This window comes from Geodermatophilus sp. SYSU D00684 (assembly GCF_054050455.1).
The window spans coordinates 63,533-84,781 of sequence record NZ_JBJGZI010000021.1 but is presented as its reverse complement, the minus strand read 5'-3'; the positions used below and the strand labels follow the sequence as shown (position 1 = coordinate 84,781).

The following is a 21,249-nucleotide window of genomic DNA, read 5'->3' as shown; positions in this document are numbered from 1 at the left end:
CGCTCCAACGGGCTGTAGCGACAAGCCGCGTCGGGTCTCGCTTTTTCACAGGAGGAATTAACAAGAGTGTTACATGGCGCCAAGGTGCAAGCGTCCGACCTCCCGGGCCCTCGCCGATGGATGCTCCGTCGAACTCTCACAGGGCTCTGTGGTTTCAATGCTCGGCCAGAACCTCCTGGGTGAGCATGTGGATGACCGAGCCTCGGCCGGGCCGCTGTGGCGACCCGGCCGAGGCTCGGTATGCGCAGGAGCAGTTGATGTCAGTCGGTGACGAAGAAGCTTCGTTACCGACCCTGCCAGCGCCCTTCTGCCTGCTTCGTCCCGCCTAGAGCCTTGATGAGTTGCGCGCCCTCCAAGCCGGTGTCGAAGCCGGGAGTCAGGAATCGCTGCCCTCGGGCAGCTCGCTCGGTCATGCTCCCAACCTCGACTACACCGGGTCGCATGACAGTCGCGGCCGTGGCCTCGTCCCAGATGTCGAGCACTAGGCAGACAGTCCACTGCTCGCGGTCAGGTCCGGCCGGCATGCCAACGACGCGCTTCCGGATCTCGTAGGCGATGGCGGGATGTACGATAGGAGGCTCCGCGAGCAGCGCAATCGCCGCATTCTCGACGGCGGACAGGTTGTCCTCGCGCGATGGGGTAGGCACGGCCGCAACGTATCGCCAGAGGTGCTGGCAGTTGTGGAGGCAGGCCGAGGCTCAAGCGTGCATAGGGTCAGTTATGCACGTATGGCTCAAGACTGCTGCGGCGCACCCCGCGGCCTTGCCACGAACGTTGGACCCCGACGGATCGACCAGCTGCACCCGACGAATTAATGGTCGAGCACGAGCGCGCCCAGCGAACCTATGAGCGCCATCTGGTCTACCGGACCCCAATCGCTCAATGGTCAGCCCGCAGGTGACGCCCCATCGCCGCTGCATGGTCACTCGGCCTGCGCACTACCGTTCTTTGACGAAGCCTAATCCTCCGACTCAATCGTGATATCGAAGCATATTTTCGGTCCCGGCCAGCCCTGAGGAACAGGAATTATTGGAACAGGGTAAAAGGGGCTGTAGCAGATCCGTACTCCAGCGCCACTTTGTGCAGAGCCGGAAGGCCCTCCCAGAGTGATCCTTTGTGTGACAGATACTTCCGCAGTAACTTGGACCCCTTCCGGCAAGCGGACTCCTAGTTCTCTCAGGGCCTCGACATCCGTCAGTGCGAGTAGCCGCTGTAGTCGTGTATCCGTTGGAGCAGTCGCTGCATCTATAACCGCGCGACGAAACTCCGGTTGTCTGATCGCCGCGAGGAGAGACAAGCGCTGGCGTCGGATTTCGAGGTCCAACTCGCTCATGACGCCCCCTCACCACCATTCAAGATCGACATTGTCTATCACAAGCTCGAAGCATTCCTCCCATTTCAGCCCTGGCCATGGGCTCTCAAGGCAAAATTCAAGAACGACTGGGACTTCGGCAGCGATGTCATTTGGGTCCAGGGCGGAGGGTTGGACGTTGAGGCTGCTTTTCGTCCCCTCGGGCAGTTGAATTCCTCGCTCCCTGAGGGTGTGAACGTTGAGAAGTTCGAAGGCGCGGTTGATGCGCTCCGACGATGGAGCCGAGTCAATCTCTGCCAAGACTGTCTCGAATTGAGGCTGTCTCGACAGGCTGGACAATAGCGCCGCATCCTCAATCGCCCTTGCGCGCATCAACTCCGCGATACGGTCGGACATGGCATCCCCCAGCATGTGGACGAGATCAGATGGTCGTGCGCGGAACATTCCCTCGGTGGCGTTACACGAGGGAAACTGACCGTACTGAGGACCCTACCCTTAGCAAAGGGTCTTTGGACCCAGTCGGTGTGTCTCCATATGCCGCGCCGGAGGGCTCGACGTGACACGAGTTCCTCCTCGTCGAGGTCGGGATCTATGTATATGGCTAGTCATGCACATGACACATTGAGGGTGCACCAGTTTTATAAGACGACCCTCTAAGTTGTCGGCCCATGGCACGTCCTCGCAAGGAATCTGAAGGCTTCGCAGCCGGCACCCTCACCTTTCGCCTCGGCGACAGGCATCGCGGCGTGCCGGAGTCACCCAGCGGGCGCTACGTCGTGGTCGGCAACAACCTCATCGACCTCCAGTCCGGCGCCACCATCTGCGGACAGGACTCTCTGTGGTGGACCGCCGTCGACGACGACGGCCGCGGCTGGGGACGCCTCGAGGGAACGACCACGCTGCGGGTGACGTAAGACTTCGCCACCGGCTCGGTCACCACCGCCGAGCTGCCCGATGTGCAGACCCGCTCGCCCTCACCCGGGACCGCCAGGGCGTGTTCGGGACCACCCTCGACGGCATCGAGGCGGTGCTGCTGGCTGCCCAGCGGGCCACGTGTACCGGGTCGCAGCCGTCTGACCCGTCGGGCAGGGGACGGTCAGCCGGCGAGCAGCCGGACGAGGTGCGCCCGCTCCTCGTCCCGGACCACGCCCGGCTCCTCGCCGACCAACCGCCAGGATGCGGTGGCGCCGTCCGGCCCGTGCGCTTCGCCGGCGAGCAGCGCGGCGCGGATCAGCGTCCGCACCCGGGCCTCCTCGGCAGGAGGTGCGGCGAAGAGGACGCGCAACCGCACGCGGTCCCCCTGCCGCTCGGCCGAGGTGTGGTGTGAGGCGAGGGGACAGGGGCCGTCGTGCGACCAGCCGCCGCACAGCGCGACGGTGATGGCTCCACCGGGAGCGCGCTCGTCGCCGTCGGACTCCATCGCGAGGACGGCGTCGTGGGCGAACGGCGCGCGACCTCCGGTCACGGCGCTCAGCCTGGCGCCGTCGCAGGACGGTGTCCAGTTCGACTGGTCGATCGGCCCCCTGGCCCGGGTTCGATCGCAGCGGTGCGACCCGGGCGGTGCAGGGGCGGCGCAGGTGCGTGCCGTGAGGCCGCTGCAGCGCCCGTCGGCACGCGTTCGGACGCCGGAGCCCGACGGCGCTCGATCCCGGGGGCCCCGGCAGCGGGCCGCCCGTGGGGTTGCGCTCGACTTCGCGTCCTCTCCCTGGGGCCTCGGGGGCGGGGTTGAGCTGTTCCGGGCGCGGGTAGGGCGGCTCCGCTCACCAGGGCTGACTCGAGACCAGGGTCGATGGCCACCCCTCCGCCGGTCTGCACGAACCGGCCGGGAGAGACATGACCAGCGAGCGCATCACGTGGGAGACCTGTCCGTGCTGCCGTCTCACCGCGGCCGTCGGGTGGCTGGACGGGGTACCCGTCGAGTTCGACTGCACGGCCGGGTGCACACCGGGTGTTCAGGTCCTGACGCGGTTCCAGCAACCGGCTGGTGGCTCGGCCGCGGGGGAGTGCGGGGCAGGCGCGACGCGGCGCTCGGGCTGAGTGCTCCCGGCTCGTCCCAGCCGGGGACCGACGCCCGGCACCGCAGACCCGGGGGTCCGCAGCCCTGCGATGGCCGTCGCCACCCGCCTCCTCGGGGCTCTGCGGGCTGACGCCGTCGGCGGTCACGGTGCTGCGCGGCCACGCCTGCGTGGCCGGCCGGACCGCCGACGATGTCGCCACCGACCCGGTCGGGCCGCCGGTCGCCCGAGCGGCTCGGCACGGACGCCGGCAGCGGTCGCTGACCGGCCGAGCGCAGGTACCGCACCTTCCTCCTCCGGGTACGGGGGAGCTGCGTCGCGAGTCGGGGCGGAGAGCCTCAGCCGCCGTCCTCGGCCTCGGCTGGGGAACAGTCCTGCGCGGCCCGGCGCAGGTGCCGGTCGGCGTCCTGCGCGAGCTGGTCTGCCCGCTCGTGCACATGTGGGGGGTCGGGCAGCCTGTCGGCGGCGAGGTGCATCAGTTCTGCGGTCGCGCGCTGTGCGGCGGCGACGCGGGCATGGCTGTCGGCGATGCGGCGCCGCAGCTCGGCCCGTGCTGCCCGCGTCTGCCGCGTCAGCTCCGCGAGGTCGTCCGCGCTTCGCACCCCCGCACCGTAGAACCGTCGGCCCCCGCCCGGGCGGTGCAGGCGGCCCGCGCGGCGCCCTGGTCCGTGGGGAGTTCGTGACGCGGCCGCGTCGGACAGAGACCCGGATCGACGGCGACGATGCGCGGCGTCCCGCCGGCGGTCGCGGTCCCCGCGCGTGTCGTCAGGTGACGCGGCGCCCCTCGGGAGTCGCCGCCGCCTGCTGCAGGGCTCTGCCCGTAACGCGCCCCGCGACGACAGCGCCGGCGACGGTGGGCAGCGGCGTCCGGTGCGGCGGGCGCGGGTGCGCATGAGGGGAAGGCCGCCTCCAGGACTCGTGAGCGTGTGCCACCAGTCGCAGGTTGCCGGGCTGGTCAGCGAGCAGCAGCCCCGCGGTGTCGGTGTCGACGAGCTCCACGCAGCGCTCGGTGAGGAAGCGCTCGGGGAGGATCTGCAGCAGGTCCACCACGTCGAACTCCTCGGCCAGGGTGTCGGCCAGCTCGACGAAGACCTCGGCCAGGCGCTGCTCCTGCACCATGCACTCCTCCGGCCGCGGGCCGGCGCCCGTGCCGCCGTGCCGCGGTGCGGCGTCGGTCAGTCAGGGTCGTCGTCCTCTCGAGCCGGACCACCCCGTCGAGAGCCTCGCGTGCCAGGTCCCCGATCGGGCGGTGCTGGGCGTAGGCCGGGCGCGCAGCAGCGCCAGCGCCCGGGCCGGGCTCACTCCGGCGCGGACGGAGACCATCCCGGTCACCTGGTGCACCGCCGCTCGGTCGTCCGGGGACGGCCAGGGTGGGCGGTGGCGAGATCCCCCGGGCGGTGTCCCGGGCCTGCAGGTCCAGCAGCAGCTGGGTGGCGGCGGCGAACGACAGCGCGTCGGCGAGCACTCCCGGGGAGAGCTCGCCGACGGTGTCCACCTGTCGATGGCCGGCGTCGTGGCCGAGGAAGGCGACCTGGGTGGACAGGACGCCGAGGGCTGCCGCGGTGGGCAGCTGCCACCAGGTCGCACCGATCAGCGCGAAGGGCACCCACGCCGCGCCGAAGGCGGCCCAGGGCTGTCCGCCGGCCGCGCCGTGCGGACTCCACGGCTGCGCCCGTGGCCGGCGGTGGGGGCCGCCCGGCACGGGCGGTGCACCGGTGGTGGCTCCGGCGGAGGAGGCCGCCCTCCACCCGACCTGCGTGGTCGGACCCCGGGACCACCGGGCCCCGGGTCGGGGTCCGCCCGGTGCCGCGAGGTCAGTGCTTCTTGTCGGTGGTCAGTTGCTCCATCTGGGACCTGCTGTCGACCTTGGCCTTGCGCTCCGAGCGCTTCTCCTTGATCGACTTGCCGGACTTCTTCGACATGGACTGCCGCGGCGACTTGTCGGTCATGACCTTCTCCTGTTCAGCGGCCCCGGGGGGACGACGTGGGGCTGCGGATGAGGCGTGCGCCGGCGCCCCGGACAGCGGACGGCGGGCGTCAGCGAGCCGGGTGGCCGCCGTCGGTGTCCCAGGCCGCGGCCGCCCCGTCGTCGGGAGTGGCAGCGGCCGCTCGCGGGGGCGGCACCGGCAGGTCACCCGTGCCGAGGCCGTCGAGCAGCGCGGTGGGTTCGTCCCGGTTGGCCCGGTCGGTGGCCGCGTCGAAGGCGCGTTGCGCGACTCCCGCCGTCGTCGACGGGGGCACCACGAGGAGGTCCAACCGGGCGCGGCCCAGGTCGCCGGTGAGGTTCAGCAGGTGCCGGTCGATCCGGCGGAACCAGCCCAGGCGGACGGTCCTGCCACCGGTCTGCAGCCGCCGTGTCGTCGGCGGCCAGGAGTCGGGGTGGAAGGTCACGCGCGTGATCCGGATGCCCCGGCGATGGAGTTCCTCGAGGAGCGGGGGCAGCTCGGCGGTCAGGTCCGACGTGCGCGGCCACCACGCCCCGTCCAGCGTGGTGCGCGGAGCCACCGGGTCGATCAGGGCCAGGCGGACGGCGTCGGCACCGGCGCGTCGGGGTGGTGCTGACGGGAACCGGGACGCCGCCTCCGCGGTGTCGACAGCCGGAGTCCGGGGACGCCGGGTCACCCGGATGGTCGTCACGACCGGCCCGCGGTCGGTCGGGAGGACGTCTGGAGCGTGGTGAGTCCCATATCAGGGACCGCCGATCTCCCCCCGCCAGCGGAGGGACTGGGCGCCGGAGTGGCGCCACCCAGGAAGCTACACCGCTCCGGCGATCCGAGCCGCGCCCGCTGGGGGGAGCGGGCCGGTCAGCCGGAGCGCCTTCCCTGCCTGCCTGCCCGGTCGGGGGCGCGGCCGGATCGAGGCCGTCAGGGGCGGCATCGCGTACGGGGCACCGTTCACCCCGTTCGTGCCGTTGTCCAGAGGGTGCGAGCGCAGCCTCGCAGCTCCACGGCCACGCCCGAGCCGGTGCGAGGAGGGCCGGCTCCCTCGTTAGAACGCTGAGCCGGGCCGCCTCGCTGCCGGTGGTCGAGGACTCTCGACGCGGCCCTGCGGCGAGCGGAGGGAGACGACACGGGGGGCGCGGGCAGCCGCGGGGCCTCGGGTGTCCGTGCGATCCACCGCGTGGGTGGGGTGGTCCGACAGGCGGCCGCACCGGGTCGACCGGTCCTGGCGGCCCGACGCGAGACCGGACCTCGGCACGGGCGGCCTCGGGCCTCCGCGGACGACGTCGTCCACCGAGGGCTCGTGCCACGCGACGCAGGGCAGCCCGGCCCGCACCGGAGGGCCGCTCCGGCGCGGTGGAGTGGCAGCGCGCGCCGGTCGGGAGCGTTCTGACCGACGAGCCGGGCGTGCCCCGGAGCGGCTCGCTGTCCCGTTCCTGCACCGGGCCGAGGGCATCCACGTGGTCGGCGCCCCGAGCCGGCCGATGGTGATGAGGTGACCGGCGCCCGGGCCCGGCGGGTCGTGGTCGAGACAGCCGCACGGCAGACCTCGTGGCGCGGCTCCGTCCCCGTGTGGAGCGGGGGCGTACCGGTCTCTCGGCGCTGCAGCGGCGCACCCAGGTCGCGATCCTCGCCACGCAGCTGCGCGACCTCCTGGGCGAGGGGCCCGGTCGGTCCGCTGCGGCCGGCCGCTCGCCGCTGGGGTCGCTCGCCCCGCAGCAGGGCCCGGCGGGGAATCCGACCGACTGAGCGGTTCCCGGGCCGGTCGACCGGCAGGTGGGCGGCACAGCCGGGCTACTGGGCGCCGTACCGGTCGGTCGACCACGCTGCCCCCTGCGCACCGGATCCTCGGCCCCGTCTCACCCCCAGGAATCGGCGGTCGACAAGGGTGTGGAACGGGCGGTGGCGGCCGACGGCCCTCCGCAGAGGCGCGGCTCAGGGGCTGATCCGGAACGGACCAGGCCTCGAGGATCAATCACCACCGGCCGATCCCGGAGTCGTCGGTTGGAACCCGAGCGGGGGGAGAACAACCGCAGATCAGCGCCCCGCCCGGTCTGAGGCGAGGGGCGCAGCGAGCCGGAGACGGCGCGCGGATCCTCAGCAGGGCCCGGTCGACGGCCGTGGTCGGTCCACGTCGGACGGGGTCGGCGCAGGCTCCGGAGCGCGGCAGGGCCGCGCCTTGGGGACACGACCACGGGCCGGGCCGGCCCCTGACCGACGTCCGGTCCGGACGACGGCGCCGCGCAGGGCGGTGAGCCCCGGGCGGAGACGCAGCTCTCCTGACGCGGCGGCTGAGCGCCCACCCCACGGGGGAACCGCCCTCCGGCACACTGCTCGGGCACCGGCGGAGGGGGCGCGATGGACAGGCCCGTGCTGATGGCGGTGGACGACGATCCGGCCACGCTGCGTCCGGTGCAGGAGGAGCTGACCAAGCGGTACGGCACCGACTACGACGTCCGTTGCCTCACCTCGGCGGAGGAGGCGCTCGGCGACCTGGCGCGGGTGCGGGCGGCGGGTGGGGAGGTGGCGCTGGTCCTCGCCGACCAGTGGATGCCCGGGATGACCGGCATCGAGTTCCTCGACCGGGTGCGGGCGCTGCACCCGGCGGCGAAGCGGTCGGTCCTGATCACCTGGAACGACCGGTCGATCGCGCCCGTGCTGCCGGTGTCGGTGCTGCGGCAGATCGACTGGGTCACCAAGCCCTGGCAGCCCGGGGACGAGCACTTCCACCAGGCGATCGGCCAGTTCCTGTACCAGTGGGCGCTGCCGAACCGTCCGCGGTTCCTGGCGGCCCGGGGTGGTCGGGGAGCGCTGGGCAGCGCGGTCGCACGAGATCCGGGACCTGCTCAGCCGCAACAGCGTGGCCTACGGCTTCCTCGACGTGACCTCGGAGGAGGGCCGGGCGCTGCTGCGGGAGGTGGGCCGGCCGGCCGGTCGGCTGCCGGTGGTCGTCCTCTTCGACGGACGGGTCCTCGAGGACCCGTCCGGTCTGCAGATCGCCGACGCGCTCGGCGTCCGGACCCGGCCGGATGCGCGGCCCTACGACGTCACGGTCGTCGGTGCGGGCCCCGCGGGGCTGGCCGCGGCGGTCTACGGCGCCTCCGAGGGACTGCGCACGGTCGTGCTGGAGACGGAGGCGGTGGGGGGTCAGGCCGGCACCAGCTCGCTGATCCGCAACTACCTGGGCTTCCCCCGCGGCATCCCCGGCGCCGACCTGGCACAGCGGGCCTACGAGCAGGCCTGGCTGCTGGGCGCGGAGTTCGTCTACGGACCGCGCGCGGTCGGCCTGGAGGCCTCGGGCGCCGGACCCGTCGTCTCGCTGAGCGACGGCAGCACCGTCACCAGCCGCGCCGTCGTCCTCGCGACCGGGGTGACCTACCGGCGGCTCGGGGTCCCGTCCCTCGACGCGCTCGTCGGGGCGGGGGTCTTCTACGGCGCCGCGGCTCCCGAGGCGCAGGCGATGGCGGGGGAGGAGGTGTACGTCGTCGGCGGGGCCAACTCGGCGGGTCAGGCCGCACTGCACCTGGCCCGCTACGCCCGGCGGGTGACCCTCCTCGTGCGCGGCGCCTCGCTGGCCGCCACCATGTCCGACTACCTGATCCGCGAGATCGACGCGGCGGCCAACGTCACCGTCCGCCACGGCGCCGAGGCGGTCGGCGGTGGCGGGGAGGGGCGTCTGACCCACCTGGTGGTGCGCGATCGCGGTGGCGGGGACACCGAGACGGTGCCGGCCGCGGGCCTGTTCGTGCTGATCGGCGCCGAGCCGCACACGCAGTGGCTGCCCGACGCGATCCACCGGGACGACGCGGGCTACGTCCTCACCGGCGCCGACCGGCGTGGCAGCCCCGCCGGCGGTGGGAGCCACGCGTTCGAGACCAGCGTGCCCGGCGTGTTCGCCGTCGGCGACGTCCGGCACGGATCGGTCAAGCGGGTGGCCTCCGCCGTCGGTGAGGGCGCGATCGCCATCCGCATGGTCCACGACCACCTCGGCCGCGGGTGAGGGCCCTCACCCAGGGTCGGGCCTGCCGTCGCCCTCTCGGAGGCCCGTGCGTTCGTGCGGCAGCCGGGGAGCCGCGCGCTAACCTCGGGGAGGACCGGGTCCGGGAACCGGAGGTCCGGGATGCGCTTCGTGTTCAGTCCTCCCGCCGAGGCGGCGGCCGATCTGCTGACCCTGCCCTGGGACGTCCCGCTCTCGCAGTGGACCGACGACCGGATCGTCGAGATCCCGCAGCACGGGCGCTCCCGTCACGTCGTCCGGTTCGTGGCCGAGGCCGGAGGCGTGTTCGCGCTCAAGGAGCTGCCCGAGCGACCCGCTCGCCGCGAGTACGAGGTGCTGCGCCGGCTGCACGAGCTCGGCATCCCGGCGGTCGAGGTCGTCGGCGCCGTCGTCGACCGGCCCGGGGACCAGCAGGCGGTGCTCGTCACCCGCTTCCTGGACTACTCGTCGTCCTTCCTCGCGCTGTTCGCCAACCCCCGGGGTGCGCACCTGATCGACCGGGTGATGAACGCGCAGGTCGAGCTGCTGGTCCGGCTGCACCTGGCCGGCATCGTGTGGGGCGACTGCTCCCTCGCCAACACCCTGTTCCGGTTCGACGCCGGGACGCTGGCCGCCTACCTCGTGGACGCCGAGACGGGGGAGGTGCACGAGCGGCTCACCCAGAGCCAGCGGGACCACGACACCGACGTCGCCTATGCCCGGGTCGTCAGCGAACTGACGGACCTGCGGGAGAGCGGCTCCCTGGCCGGGGACCTCGACCCGGCACTGGCGGCGGCCGACCTGGTCGCGCGGTACGAGCAGCTGTGGACCCAGCTGACCAGCGAGGAGGTGGTGTCGCGCGAGGAGCAGCAGCTCCGCGTCGCCGGGCGCATCCGCAGGCTCCAGGACCTGGGTTTCGACGTCGGCGAGGTGGAGCTCGTCGAGGACCCGGCCGGCGGGAGCCGCCTGCGCCTCACCACCCGCGTCGCCGAACCCGGCGACTGCCGGCGGGCGCTGTTCAGCCGGACCGGGCTGGACGTCCAGGAGAAGCAGGCACGCCGCCTCCTCGCCGACATCGTGAGCTACCGGGCCGCGCTCGAGCAGGCGGGAGGAGGCCCGGTCTCCGAGACCGCGGCCGCCATCCGCTGGCTGACCGAGAGCTACCAGCCGACGATCGCCGCCATCCCCGCGCACCTGCGGAGCCGGCTGGACACCGCCGAGGTCTTCCACGAGGTCCTCGAGCACCGGTGGTTCCTGTCCGAGGCGGCCGGCCGGGACGTCGGGATGCAGGCCGCGGTGCGGGACTACGTCGACCGGGTGCTGCCGGCAGTGCCCGGCGACCTGGTGACGCCGCCACCCCCGAGCGCCGACCCGGGACCCCGAGCCCCGCTGAGCGACTCCTCGTAGGGCCGGTCCCACCGTCCTCCAGGCCCGCGGTCGACGGCGCGGACCGAGCGGCCGGAGGCCGGTGTCAGCCGTCGGCGGGATCCCCGTTCCCGTCCCGCGCCGTCCGGGGCTCCCGTCGCACCGCGGATGCCCTCTCCTGGTACACCCCGTGACCGCCGGTCACGCCTCGCCGGGGGAACGCGAGACCGGCAGGCGACCGCGACCACCGCAGACCTACGCTGGGATTCCAGAACGGCAACGGACGCAAGGCGTACGGCCCCTGCGCCCCGCACGACCGCCGAGGCCTCGAGTGGACGCGTTCCACCTGGTGCGGGGCTCGGCTCCTCCCCGAGCAGAGGGTGACCGATGGACCAGGTGCCTTGGACCCAGCGACCGCTCCCGACCGTGCCCGACGTCGCCCTCGCGGTCTGGCGGCGGGAGCTGTGCACGCCCATGGACCTCACGGTGAGCCGGAACGATCTCCAGGCGACGGTGCGCACGGCGGGGCTGCGAGACCGCGCGCCGGTGGACGCCGACGAGCTGCTCCTGGTCTTCGAGGAGCTGACCTCCAACGGCCTGCGCCACGGGCGGCCGCCGGTGACCGTCTGCGTCGTGGCCGCCGGCGGCGGTTGGCTCGTCGACGTCACCGATGCCGCGGTCGAGAGTCCTCCGGTGCCGACCGTCGACCGTGACCCGGTCGACGGGGGTCTGGGCCTGCACCTCGTGGCCCAGCTGTGCCGCACGCACGGCTGGATGGTCGACGACGGCCGCAAGCACGTGTGGGCGTGCGTCGCCGCGGCGTGAGCCCGAGCGGGGACGGTGCCCGGCCGCGGCGGGGTGGTCGGGTCGCCCGAGCGGCCCCGGGCGGCCGGCCCCATCCGGAGATGCGGGAGGCCCGTGGCCACGGCACGAGCGTGACCACGGGCCCCGGACCCGCCGGTGGTCGGTCAGATCAGCCGGGGGTCGCCCACCTCGGCGGCCGACGCCGGCAGCCCGTTGGCCTCGAGGATCTCGACCAGTGAGCCGTCCGCGCGCATCTGCGTGACGTGCTCGTCGATCGCCGTGGCCAGGGCGTCGTTGCTCGGGTCGAGCAGCAGGCTCGTCTGCGAGGGCTCCTCGGTGGCGGGGACCCGCGGGTCGGTCTCGAGGACCTCGATCCGGAAGTCGGTGCCCTCGGTCGACTGCGCCGCGGCGCCGTAGCCGTCCAGGCCGATGTCGAGGCGCCCGGCGGTCAGGTCCTGGGCGAGGCTGAGCGAGTCGGGGTAGGTCCGCAGGCTGTCGCCGAGCAGCTCGCGCAGCGCGTCGACCCAGAGGTAGCCCTCCACGGTGCCGACCTGCTTGCCGATCAGGTCGTCGACGGTCGAGACCCCGTCGGCCGACATCACGGTGAGCTCGTCGAGGTAGACGGGGGCGCTCAGCGTGACGACGTCGCCGCGCGCCGCGGTGCGGTAGAAGCCGCCGACCGCGACGTCGACCCGGCCGGTCTCCACGGCCGGGACCGCGGTGGCGTAGGTGTAGGCCTCGTACTCGATGGTCAGGCACTCGTCGGCGGCGATCTCCTCGAGGATGTCGCTGTCGATGCCCTCGGCCTGGCCGCTCTCCTCGAAGGAGTAGGGCGGGGTGTTGGTCAGGGCGACGGTGAGCACGCCGTCCTCGACCGTCTCGAACCGGTGGGCGGGCTCGCAGTCGGCCGCCACCTCGCCGGCCGGGTCCGATCCACAGCCCACGAGGGCCACGGCGGAACCGAGGGCGAGGACGGCGGCGCCCAGGCGGTGCGTCTTCACGGTTGTCTCCTCAGGACGAACGGGCCCGACGGCGGGATCGCCGTCGCGCTGCGGTGCGGTGGGTGGAGCGGGTGGTGCGGTCAGAGGTGGCGGGACAGCCGCCGTTCGGTGCCGTTGGTCAGCCAGCCGGCCGGGATCGTCACGGCCAGGTAGAGCAGCCCGGCCAGCACGAGGACGTCGAGGTAGCGGAAGGTCGCCGCGCCGATGGAGTAGGCCTGGCTGAGCAGCTCGACGACCGAGATGGTGAAGGTCAGCGAGGTGGCCTGGAAGATCAGGATCGCGAAGCCCATGAGCGAGGGCAGGGCGATCCGGACCCCCTGGGGGACGAGGACGTAGCGGAGCGTGTCCCGGCGCGACATGCCCAGGGCACCGGCCGCCTCGGTCTCCCCGGCCGGCACCGCCTGCAGGCCGCCGCGGAGGATCTCGCTGGTGTAGCCGGCCGTGGTGAGCGACAGCGCCGCGATGGCGGAGACGAAGGCGGTCAGGGACAGCCCGGCCGACGGCAGCCCGTAGTAGACGAACTGCAGCATGACCAGCGCCGGCGTGCCGCGGCCGATCTCCACCAGGCCGATGGCCGTCCACCGCACCGCCCGGCTGCGCGCCGAGCTGAGCAGGGCGAGCACCAGGCCGAGCGGCACACCGATCAGCAGGCTCACCACGGTGAGCTGCAGGCTGGTGAGCAGGCCCTCCAGCAGCCGGGGCAGCCAGTCGCCCCACGAGGACAGCAGGCCGGTCATCGCGCCACCCGCGCCCGGAGCCGTGCGTCGAGGCCGCGGGACAGCCAGGCCAGCGGCGCGCTGAGCAGGATGTAGACCGCCGCGGCGACGAAGAACGGGGTCAGCCCCGCCCCCATCGACCGGGCGCTCTGCGTGGCCCGGAACAGGATCTCGGTGACGCCGATCGCCGAGACGATCGTGGAGTCCTTGAGCAGGCTGATCGCGTAGGTGGTCGCGGCGGGCAGGGAGACCCGGAACGCCTGCGGCGCCACGATGCGGACCAGCGTGTCGCTGCCGCCCATCCCCAGTGCCGAGGCGGCCTCCCACTGCCCGCGGTGCACCGCGGACAGCCCGCCCCGGTAGATCTCGGCCAGGTAGCCGGCGGAGATGATCCCGAGCCCGATCACCCCGGCCTCGATCGGCTCGAGCCGGATCAGGTCCCGGCCGAGGCCGAAGAAGATGAGGAACAGCCAGACCACCGGCGGGATCCCGCGGACGACGTCGACGACGACGCGCCCCAGCCAGCGGACCGGCACCACCCGCGACCGCCGGGCCGCGGCCAGGGGCACCGCCAGCACGGCACCCAGCGCGAAGGCCAGGACCGTGACCAGCAGGGTGACCGGCACCCCCAGCAGCACCGCCTCGAGGACGTCCATCAGCGGTCGACCACCGCGCTGAGGAAGCGCCGGGCACGGTCGGTGGCCGGCGTGCGCAGCACCTGCTCCGGGCTGCCCTCCTCGAGGATCGCGCCGTCGGCCATGACGACGACGCGGTCGGCGACGTCGGCCGCGAAGTGGATCTCGTGGGTGACGACGACCATGGTCATGCCCTCGGCGGCCAGCTCGCGCATCACGGCGAGGACCTCCAGGCCCAGCTCCGGGTCCAGCGCGGAGGTCGGCTCGTCGAAGAGCATGACCTCCGGGTCGAGGGCCAGGGCGCGGGCGATGGCCACCCGCTGCTGCTGACCGCCCGAGCAGCGCGAGGGGTAGGTGTCGGCCTTGGCGCCGAGGCCCACCCGCTCGAGCAGCTGCCGGGACCGCTCGTCCGCCTCGGCGCGGCTGCGGCCGAGCACCCGCTCCTGCGGCAGGGAGACGTTGCGCAGCACGGTCATGTGCGGGAACAGGTTGAACGACTGGAAGACCATGCCGACGCTGCGGCGCAGGGCGGCGAGGTCGCGGTGGGCCACGCCGGCGCCGGGCTCGACCGCCCGGCCGACCACCTCGACCCGGCCGGAGTCGGCCCGCTCGAGCAGGTTGATGCAGCGCAGCAGCGTGCTCTTGCCCGACCCGCTGGGGCCGATGATCGCCACGACCTCGCCGCGGGCCACCGACAGCGAGACGTCCTCGACGACCACGAGGTCGCCGAACTGCTTGTGGATCCGGTCGAGGACGACGACGGGTTCCTGCGCGACGGCGCTCACGCGGCCACCTCCACAGCGGCGAGGACGGCGGCGAGGACGGCGTCCACGTCGTCGTCGGTCATCGGGGTCGAGAGGGCGAGCAGGCCGTTGGTGCCGGCCAGCACCCCCCGCTCGTAGAGCCGCCACCAGGTGGCGCCGGGGTCGGGCAGCAGGAGCCGGACCAGCGAGCCCGAGCCGCTGACCGGGACGCCGCGGCCGGCGAGCTCCTCCCGGAGCCGGTCGCCGCGCGCGTTGAGGGCGGCCACCTCGGCGGCGCCGAACAGCCGCAGGGCCGCGGTGCCGGTGCGCATGGTCACCGGGTTGGCGCTGAAGGTGCCGCCCCAGCTGACCGCGCCGTCGGCGAGCGGGCTGAAGGCGTCGAGGACCTCGCTGCGCCCGCCGACGCCGCCCACCGGGAAGCCGCCGCCGATCACCTTGCCGACGGTGACCAGGTCCGGCTCGACCCCGTAGCGGCTGTGCAGGCCGCCGACCTCCAGGCGCAGGGTGATCACCTCGTCGACGACCAGCAGCGCGCCGGCCCGGCGGGTCAGCCCGGCCACCAGCTCGACGAACGACGGGTCGGCCGGCCGCAGCCCCGCCCGGTTGGGCATGAGGTCGACGAGGACGGCGGCCACCTCGCCGCCCCGGGCCCGCATCAGGTCGGCGAAGGCCCCGGCGTCGCCCTGCGGGAGGGTCACCACGGCCTCGGCCACGCTGCCCGGGACGCCTGGTGCGGTGGGGTCGACGACGGCGTCGTAGGTGCCGTGGTAGCTGCCGGCGAAGCGGACGACGAGCTCGCGACCGGTGGCCGCGCGGGCGCCGCGCAGCGCCATCATCACGGCCTCGGTGCCGGAGTTGCAGAACCGCCAGCTCGGCAGGCCGACCCGTTCCCGCAGCAGCTCGGCGCAGACCACCTCGGACTCCGTCGGGAGCCCGAAGGCCGACCCGGCGGCGACCGCCTCGGTGGCCACCGCGACCAGCTCGGGGTGGGCGTGGCCGTGGATCAGCGCCGTGTAGTTGTTGTTGCAGTCGACGACCTGGTGCCCGGTGGCGTCGGTGACGACGCAGCCGCTGCCGGACACCGCGTACGGCGGGTGCGGCGGCACGAAGAGCGTGCTGCGGGTGTTGCCGCCCGGCATGACGCGGCGGGCGCGGTCCCGGAGCTCGGCGACCGTCACGGTGCCTCCTCGGTCGGTGGGGTGGGGGTCGGTCAGCCGGCGACGGTGCGCGACTGCTCGCGCATGAAGCCGGGCAGGTACCAGGGGCCCAGGCCGCCCTTGCCGGACGAGCCGCTGGCCTTCCAGCCGCAGAAGGACTGGATGCCGGGCCAGGCGCCGGTGGTCGCGCCCGCCCGCCGGTTGACGTAGACGACACCGGCCTCGATCTCGTCGAGGAAGCGGTCGACCTCGTCCGGGTCGCCGGTGAAGACGCCGGCCGACAGGCCGTAGTCGACGGCGTTGGCCTCGGCGATCGCCTCGTCGAACCCGTCCACCGCGGTGACGGTGACGAACGGCGCGAACAGCTCCTCGCGCGTCAGCGGGTGGCCGGGCGGCAAGTCGGCGACGACGACCGGGCGGTAGAAGTTGCCGTCCAGCTCCTCGGCGCGCCCGCCGGTGACCACCCGGCCGTCGCGCGCCGCCGCGGCGAGGGCGTCGTCGATGCGCCGGCTGACGGCGTCGTCGGCGACCGGGCCCATGCCGGTGCGCGGGTCGGCCGGGTCACCGACGACGACCGCCTCGGCCGCGGCGGCCAGCCTGGCGACGAGCTCGTCGGCGACGCGGCGGTCGACGACCACGCGGCGGCAGGCGCTGCACTTCTGGCCCGAGAGGCCGAAGGCGGAGCGGGCGATGCCGTGGGCGGCGGCGTCGAGGTCGGCGGTGGCGGTGACGATCGCGGGGTTGCTGCCGCCCATCTCGGCGAGCACCGGCCGGGCGTACGCGCCCTGGCCGAGCTCGCGGACCAGCTGCCAGCCGACGGCGGCCGAGCCGGTGAAGGCGATCCCGTCGACGGCGGCCCCGGCCAGCTCGCGACCGGTGTCCGCGCCGCCGTGCACGACGTTCAGCACGCCCGCGGGCAGCGCCGCGCCCAGGATCTCCCAGGCCAGCGCCGTGGAGCGCGGCGTCTTGTCCGACGGCTTGGCGACGACGGTGTTGCCGGTGACCAGCGCGGCAGCGGCCATGTTGACGGCCAGGGCGACGGGGAAGTTGAAGGGCGCGATGACGGCGAAGACGCCGAAGGGGCGCAGGACGTCGGTGTTGCGCTCGCCCGGTGCCGACCGCAGGGGGGTGACGAAGCCGTCGTTGCGCTCCATCTCGGCGCAGTAGTGCTCGACGAGGTCGACGGCCTCCTGGGCCTCGGCCAGCGCCTCGAGCCGGGTCTTGCCGGTCTCGGCCGAGACGACGCCGGCGATCTCGGCGGCGCGGTCGGCGAAGCCGGCCTTCGCCTGCCGCAGGGCCGCGATGCGGTCGGCGGGGGGCGTCGTCCGCCAGCCCCGGGTCGCGGCGCGGGCGGCGGCCGCGGCGTCGGCGACCACGGCGGCGTCGGCGGTGCGCGCGGTGGAGACCACGGTCCCGGGGGCGCAGGGGTCCTCGCGGGTGAACGTCGCGCCACGCTCGTCGGGCCGGCCGGCGATGACGTGGGCGAGCACCTCGCTGCCCTTGCGGGCCTCGGCGAGGGCGGCCTCGAAGCGGGCGTCGAGGGCGGCGTCGCCGAGGTCGGTCGATCCGTAGTCGAGCCTGGTGGTCACGGGGACTCTCCTTGCGTGCGGGGGATCGGACGGGGCGGTCAGGGGGCCTGGGTGGCGGCCGGCGTCGTCGGCGCCAGGCGGGCCGGGTCCCAGCCCGGGTCGGTGGCGGCGAACGTCGGCTCGGGGACCCCGACGAGCGACTCGGCGGCGACCCGGCCGATGGCGGGGGCGAGCTGGATGCCGTTGCCGCCGCCGCCGACGGCGCAGACGACGTCGGCGCGGGAGGGGTGGCGCCCGACGATCGGCCGGTGGTCGGGCGTCATCGGGTAGAGGCCGGTCCAGCTGCGCCCGATCGCCGCGCCGTCGGTGTCGGCGAGCCGCTCGGTCAGCCGCTCGACGAGCTCCTCGAGGAAGGCGTCGTCGACCCGGCCCAGGGGCACGTCGGGCGAGACGGCCTCGGCGACCGCCTCCTCCACGTGCAGCCCCGCGATGAGCTGGTCGGCGCGCTCGGAGCGGAAGTAGACGCCGGCCCGTCCGGACCCGGGCACGTAGTCCATGACGAAGGGCAGCAGCGGGGTGAGCGGCTCGGCCAGCTCGATGGTCACCGCGCCGTGCAGCTGCGGGACCAGCGGCACCGGCGCCCCGAGCAGGTCGCCGACCGCGCCGGCCCACGGGCCCGCGGCGTTGACCACGACGTCGGCCTCGACCGTCCGCCGGGGGGTCCGCAGCGTCCACCCGCCGGACGAGGCCTCGGCGCCGACCAGCGGCTCGTTCGTCAGGACCCGTCCGCCCCGTTCCCGGACGAGCCGGGCGGCCAGCGTGCAGTACTCGTAGCCGTCGATGTGCCCGTCCGAGGGACCGAAGAGCCCGCCGACGAGGTCGTCGACCACCAGCTGCGGCCACCGCCGGGCGATCTCGGCCGGGGTCAGGACCTCGGCATCGGGCACACCCGCGGCGCGCTGCCGCTCGATGCTGCGCCCGTAGGCGTCGAGGTCCGCCGTGCTCCGGGCGGTCCGCAGGTAGCCGCCGCGGACGAAGGTCAGGCCGTGGTCGCGTGCCAGGCGGTCGTAGTGGCGACGGCCGTGTGCCCGGACCGCGATGTCGGCGGTCTCGACGTACTGGGTCTCGACCATGCCGACGGACAGCCCGGACGACCCGTCGCCGGGGTGGCCGGCGTCGAGGACGACGACGTCCCCGACGCCGAGGTCCTGGAGCTCCGTGGCGGTGGACAGCCCGCAGACTCCGGCGCCGATCACCGCGACACGGACATCACTCACGTCGAACTCCTCGGGGTCGGCAGGGGGCCTCAGCGGGGGGGACCTCGTCCAGCGGCCGCGCGGGTGTCCGGCCTGCTGTGGCTCCGGATGGACGTCGGGGCCGGGTCGTCGGCCGCCGGTCCACCTCGGCGTGCGGGTAAACATATAGGTCTGTCGGTTTGAGTCAACGGTCGGCTGCCGGGCGGTTACCGGATCGTGTTCTGAGCGGGTCCGGCCGGTGCCCGACACCGCGAGGGGGTGCACTGAGCGCATGGGTCCGGGTGCTGACCACGACGTCCGGTACGGGGGCGTGACCGTCCTCGCCTCCCCGGAGGCCGGCCGCTATCCCTGCGGCAACTCGCTGCTGGTCTCCGGGTCCGAGGCCACCGTCCTCGTCGACCCGTCCCTCGAGGTCTCGCGCCGCGGGCGGGCCACGGGGGCGGTCGACCTGGTGGCGGTGAGCCACGGCCACGAGGACCACGTCTCCGGGCTGCACGTCTTCCCCGAGGTGCCGGCCCTGGTGCACCCGGCCGACGCCCCGGCGGTCCGGGACCCGGAGGTCCTCCTGGCAGGGTTCGGGATGGCCGGCTCCGAGGCGGCGGAGTTCCGTGCGACCCTGCGCGACACGTTCTCCCTCGCCGGTCACGAGGACGTCCGGCCGGTCGCGGACGGTGAGGTGATCGACCTCGGCGGCCGGTCGCTGACCGTCGTCCACCTCCCCGGGCACACCGCGGGCCACTGCGGCTTCCTCGTCGAGCCCGACGGCTTCCTCTTCACCGGGGACATCGACCTGACGTCCTTCGGCCCGTACTACGGCGACGTCGGCAGCGACCTGGACGCCTACGAGGCCTCCCTGGCGCGGCTCCGGGACGTCGAGGCCCGCTGGTACGGCACCGCGCACCAGCGCGGGGTGGTCGAGGGCCGGACGGAGTTCCTCGCCCGGCTCGACGAGTTCGCCGCGGTGATCGACCGCCGCGACGAGGCGCTCCTCGCGATGCTGGCCGAGCCGCTGACGGTGGCCGAGGTCGCCGCCCGGCGGCTGGTGTACCGCCCCCACGTCCGGCTGCCCTTCGTGGCCGCCGTCGAGCGCCGGACGGCCGAGCTGCACCTGGAGCGCCTGCGGCGGGCGGGGCGGGTGCGTGAGGACGACGGTGTCTTCCAGGCCCTCTAGCCCGGGTCCGCGCCGGCCGGGCGCACTAGGGTGGCCGGCGGGATCGGCGTCCGCGACGCCACGGGACCGGAGGTGACGTGCGCACCGATCTGCTGTCGACGCTGACGCGGCGGGTGCTGTTCGCGCCGCTGGCCGACCAGGGCCGGGCGGACGTCGTGGCGGTCCGGCTGCGCACCGCCATCACCCTCGGGGTGCTCGCCGAGGGTGAGCAGCTGCCCGCCGAGGCCGACCTCGCGGCGCAGTTCAACATCTCCCCGGTGACCCTCCGGGAGGCCCTCACCCAGCTGCGGGACCAGGGCCTCGTCACCACCAGGCGTGGTCGCGGGGGCGGCACCGTCGTCACCGCCGGGCGGCCGGACCAGCTCCGTGCGGCGGCGGAGCAGGCCCGCCCGCTGTCCGGTCTCGACCTGCGCGACCTGGCCGACTGGCGGCGCGCCGTCGCGGCGGAGTCCGCGGCGCTCGCCGCCCGCCGGGCCTCCGCCGAGAACGTCGCCCTGCTCGAGCGGGGCAGCGACCGGCTGTCCACCGCCGGCGACGAGGTGGAGGCCCGCCGGGCCGACAGCCGGTTCCTCATCGAGCTGGCGGCGGCGGCGCAGTCGGTGCGGCTGAGCACGAGCATGATCGGTCTGCAGGTGGAGTACGCGCCGTTGCTGACCCTCGCGTACGTGGACACAGGTGTGAGGTCGACCGTGTCGCAGTTGTTCGAGGCCACCGTCCGCGCCGTCCGCGACGCGGAGCCCGACGTCGCCCGCGGGTGCGTGGTCCGGGCGGTCGACCACGTGGCCGGCCGGGTCGCGGAGCTGCGCACCCGCGGGTGGGCCGTCTGATGGCCGGCACGGCGCCGGCGTCCGCCGACGGTGCGCTGCGGGACGTCGCCGCCGGTGTCGTCGAGCTCACCGCCCCGGTCTTCCACGACCTGGCGGGGCTCGGGGGGACGGCCGCCCGCCGGCTGGACCTCACCCGGCACCCGGTCTTCGGTGAGCAGCGGGCCTGGGACGCCCTCGAGCCCGACGTGAGCGCGATGCTCCGGAACCGGGCGCTGGTCACCGGCGCCGGCCTGGCGGTCCGCCCGCCGACGGAGTCGGGGGCGGGGGTGCCCTCGATGGCGTGGTGGGTCATCCGGGACGGCGAGGTCCGCGTCAAGCAGCACGTCCTCAACCCCCGGTCCGACTCCTTCTACGACGTCCCCCGCGCCCGCTGGTTCCGGGTGCCCTACGCCAGCGGGGCGCCCACGCTGCTCTCCCCGTACGTCGACAGCTGGGGGACCGACGACGTCACGATGACCGCGGCCGTGCCGCTCGCCGTGGGCGGCGAGACCCTGGGGGTGGTGGCCGCCGACCTCGACGTCCGCGCCTTCCTCGACGCCGTCGAACGACTGCTCGTGGAGGCGGGGGCCACCGCCCTGCTCGACGAGGAGGACCGGGTCATCACCGCGATCCACCCGCACCTGGAGACCGGGACGAGGCTGGCCGCCACGGAGGTGGGCCCGGTGACGGCGCGCGCCGGGATCACCGAGTTCGGCTGGGCCGTCGTCCGTCTCTGACCACCGCCGCGGGGGCCGCGGTCCGGGAGGCCCCCGCCGCCGCAGGGCAGCGGAGGCCTCCCGGA

20 protein-coding genes and 1 pseudogene are annotated in these 21,249 nt (G+C 74.1%); 9 read left to right on the top strand and 12 right to left on the bottom strand.

The features are described from left to right. Nucleotides 1-1,342 precede the first annotated feature (1,342 nt). Nucleotides 1,343-1,708 carry a hypothetical protein gene (locus ACI79L_RS16285; RefSeq protein ID WP_456937796.1) on the bottom strand — a complete coding sequence of 122 codons (366 nt, stop codon included), beginning with the start codon at nt 1,706-1,708 and terminating at the stop codon, nt 1,343-1,345. 350 nt (nt 1,709-2,058) lie between these two features. On the opposite strand from ACI79L_RS16285, the gene ACI79L_RS16280 reads away from it, so the two are divergent. After that, nucleotides 2,059-2,226, top strand: coding sequence for a hypothetical protein (locus tag ACI79L_RS16280; RefSeq protein WP_456937795.1), 168 nt, complete (start codon nt 2,059-2,061; stop codon nt 2,224-2,226). A gap of 182 nt (nt 2,227-2,408) precedes the next feature. On the opposite strand, the gene ACI79L_RS16275 is transcribed toward ACI79L_RS16280, so the two are convergent. The 4 genes from ACI79L_RS16275 to ACI79L_RS16260 all read right to left on the bottom strand — a co-directional run bounded on the left by ACI79L_RS16275 (nt 2,409) and on the right by ACI79L_RS16260 (nt 5,949). Further along, entirely contained in the window at nt 2,409-2,777 is a 369-nt protein-coding gene (locus ACI79L_RS16275) for a hypothetical protein (protein WP_456937794.1), read from the bottom strand. Between the two features lie 888 nt (nt 2,778-3,665). Beyond that, nucleotides 3,666-3,929 (bottom strand): hypothetical protein, encoded by a 264-nt coding sequence (locus ACI79L_RS16270; RefSeq protein WP_456937793.1) that lies wholly within the window; start codon nt 3,927-3,929, stop codon nt 3,666-3,668. Nucleotides 3,930-4,092: 163 nt separating this feature from the next. Then, nucleotides 4,093-4,446 (bottom strand): hypothetical protein, encoded by a 354-nt coding sequence (locus tag ACI79L_RS16265; protein ID WP_456937792.1) that lies wholly within the window; start codon nt 4,444-4,446, stop codon nt 4,093-4,095. 918 nt (nt 4,447-5,364) lie between these two features. Then, entirely contained in the window at nt 5,365-5,949 is a 585-nt protein-coding gene (locus ACI79L_RS16260; RefSeq protein ID WP_456937791.1) for a DUF5994 family protein, read from the bottom strand. Nucleotides 5,950-6,839: 890 nt separating this feature from the next. On the opposite strand from ACI79L_RS16260, the gene ACI79L_RS16255 reads away from it, so the two are divergent. The 5 genes and pseudogenes from ACI79L_RS16255 to ACI79L_RS16235 all read left to right on the top strand — a co-directional run bounded on the left by ACI79L_RS16255 (nt 6,840) and on the right by ACI79L_RS16235 (nt 11,433). Further along, nucleotides 6,840-7,016, top strand: a complete 177-nt coding sequence (locus ACI79L_RS16255; RefSeq protein ID WP_456937790.1) for a hypothetical protein — start codon at nt 6,840-6,842, stop codon at nt 7,014-7,016. 609 nt (nt 7,017-7,625) lie between these two features. Next, nucleotides 7,626-7,919, top strand: a pseudogene (locus tag ACI79L_RS16250) (response regulator); the annotation flags it as partial. 145 nt (nt 7,920-8,064) lie between these two features. Then, entirely contained in the window at nt 8,065-9,267 is a 1,203-nt protein-coding gene (locus ACI79L_RS16245) for an NAD(P)/FAD-dependent oxidoreductase (RefSeq protein WP_456937789.1), read from the top strand. Nucleotides 9,268-9,387: 120 nt separating this feature from the next. Next, a complete protein-coding gene (locus tag ACI79L_RS16240) occupies nt 9,388-10,650 on the top strand; it encodes a DUF4032 domain-containing protein (protein WP_456937788.1) in 1,263 nt (420 codons plus the stop codon). A gap of 345 nt (nt 10,651-10,995) precedes the next feature. Continuing rightward, complete coding sequence (locus tag ACI79L_RS16235) at nt 10,996-11,433, top strand: ATP-binding protein (protein WP_456937787.1); 438 nt, start codon at nt 10,996-10,998, stop codon at nt 11,431-11,433. Between the two features lie 143 nt (nt 11,434-11,576). Here ACI79L_RS16235 and ACI79L_RS16230 read toward each other — a convergent pair whose 3' ends face one another. The 7 genes from ACI79L_RS16230 to ACI79L_RS16200 form a co-directional block, all read right to left on the bottom strand. Further along, nucleotides 11,577-12,413: a substrate-binding periplasmic protein gene (locus tag ACI79L_RS16230; protein ID WP_456937786.1), complete on the bottom strand. Its 837-nt coding sequence runs from the start codon at nt 12,411-12,413 to the stop codon at nt 11,577-11,579. Between the two features lie 80 nt (nt 12,414-12,493). Next, nucleotides 12,494-13,150, bottom strand: coding sequence for an amino acid ABC transporter permease (locus ACI79L_RS16225; RefSeq protein WP_456937785.1), 657 nt, complete (start codon nt 13,148-13,150; stop codon nt 12,494-12,496). Further along, complete coding sequence (locus ACI79L_RS16220) at nt 13,147-13,785, bottom strand: amino acid ABC transporter permease (protein WP_456937784.1); 639 nt, start codon at nt 13,783-13,785, stop codon at nt 13,147-13,149. The genes ACI79L_RS16225 and ACI79L_RS16220 overlap by 4 nt, the downstream gene beginning before the upstream one ends. Next, on the bottom strand, nt 13,785-14,549 hold the full coding sequence (locus ACI79L_RS16215; protein ID WP_456937783.1) for an amino acid ABC transporter ATP-binding protein: 765 nt from the start codon (nt 14,547-14,549) through the stop codon (nt 13,785-13,787). The genes ACI79L_RS16220 and ACI79L_RS16215 overlap by 1 nt, the downstream gene beginning before the upstream one ends. Beyond that, nucleotides 14,546-15,706, bottom strand: coding sequence for an aminotransferase class III-fold pyridoxal phosphate-dependent enzyme (locus ACI79L_RS16210; RefSeq protein ID WP_456937782.1), 1,161 nt, complete (start codon nt 15,704-15,706; stop codon nt 14,546-14,548). Before ACI79L_RS16210 ends, ACI79L_RS16215 begins: the two co-directional genes overlap by 4 nt. Nucleotides 15,707-15,738: 32 nt before the next feature. Beyond that, a complete protein-coding gene (locus ACI79L_RS16205; RefSeq protein WP_456937781.1) occupies nt 15,739-17,274 on the bottom strand; it encodes an aldehyde dehydrogenase family protein in 1,536 nt (511 codons plus the stop codon). 38 nt (nt 17,275-17,312) lie between these two features. Next, nucleotides 17,313-18,491: an NAD(P)/FAD-dependent oxidoreductase gene (locus ACI79L_RS16200; protein WP_456937780.1), complete on the bottom strand. Its 1,179-nt coding sequence runs from the start codon at nt 18,489-18,491 to the stop codon at nt 17,313-17,315. Between the two features lie 250 nt (nt 18,492-18,741). Between ACI79L_RS16200 and ACI79L_RS16195 the strand changes: the two genes are divergently transcribed. From ACI79L_RS16195 to ACI79L_RS16185, 3 genes are all read left to right on the top strand, one after another. After that, complete coding sequence (locus ACI79L_RS16195; protein ID WP_456937779.1) at nt 18,742-19,641, top strand: MBL fold metallo-hydrolase; 900 nt, start codon at nt 18,742-18,744, stop codon at nt 19,639-19,641. Nucleotides 19,642-19,718: 77 nt separating this feature from the next. After that, entirely contained in the window at nt 19,719-20,468 is a 750-nt protein-coding gene (locus ACI79L_RS16190; protein WP_456937778.1) for a FadR/GntR family transcriptional regulator, read from the top strand. After that, nucleotides 20,468-21,184 (top strand): cache domain-containing protein, encoded by a 717-nt coding sequence (locus ACI79L_RS16185; protein WP_456937777.1) that lies wholly within the window; start codon nt 20,468-20,470, stop codon nt 21,182-21,184. The genes ACI79L_RS16190 and ACI79L_RS16185 overlap by 1 nt, the downstream gene beginning before the upstream one ends. Nucleotides 21,185-21,249 lie beyond the last annotated feature (65 nt).

What these genes read in the sequence shown, in the direction of transcription:
- ACI79L_RS16225 (WP_456937785.1), bottom strand. Translation starts at nt 13,150, where the DNA reads ATGACCGGCCTGCTGTCCTCGTGGGGCGACTGGCTGCCCCGGCTGCTG.
- ACI79L_RS16185 (WP_456937777.1), top strand. Translation starts at nt 20,468, where the DNA reads ATGGCCGGCACGGCGCCGGCGTCCGCCGACGGTGCGCTGCGGGACGTC.
- ACI79L_RS16235 (WP_456937787.1), top strand. Translation starts at nt 10,996, where the DNA reads ATGGACCAGGTGCCTTGGACCCAGCGACCGCTCCCGACCGTGCCCGAC.
- ACI79L_RS16195 (WP_456937779.1), top strand. Translation starts at nt 18,742, where the DNA reads ATGGGTCCGGGTGCTGACCACGACGTCCGGTACGGGGGCGTGACCGTC.
- ACI79L_RS16285 (WP_456937796.1), bottom strand. Translation starts at nt 1,708, where the DNA reads ATGTCCGACCGTATCGCGGAGTTGATGCGCGCAAGGGCGATTGAGGAT.
- ACI79L_RS16220 (WP_456937784.1), bottom strand. Translation starts at nt 13,785, where the DNA reads ATGGACGTCCTCGAGGCGGTGCTGCTGGGGGTGCCGGTCACCCTGCTG.
- ACI79L_RS16265 (WP_456937792.1), bottom strand. Translation starts at nt 4,446, where the DNA reads ATGGTGCAGGAGCAGCGCCTGGCCGAGGTCTTCGTCGAGCTGGCCGAC.
- ACI79L_RS16240 (WP_456937788.1), top strand. Translation starts at nt 9,388, where the DNA reads ATGCGCTTCGTGTTCAGTCCTCCCGCCGAGGCGGCGGCCGATCTGCTG.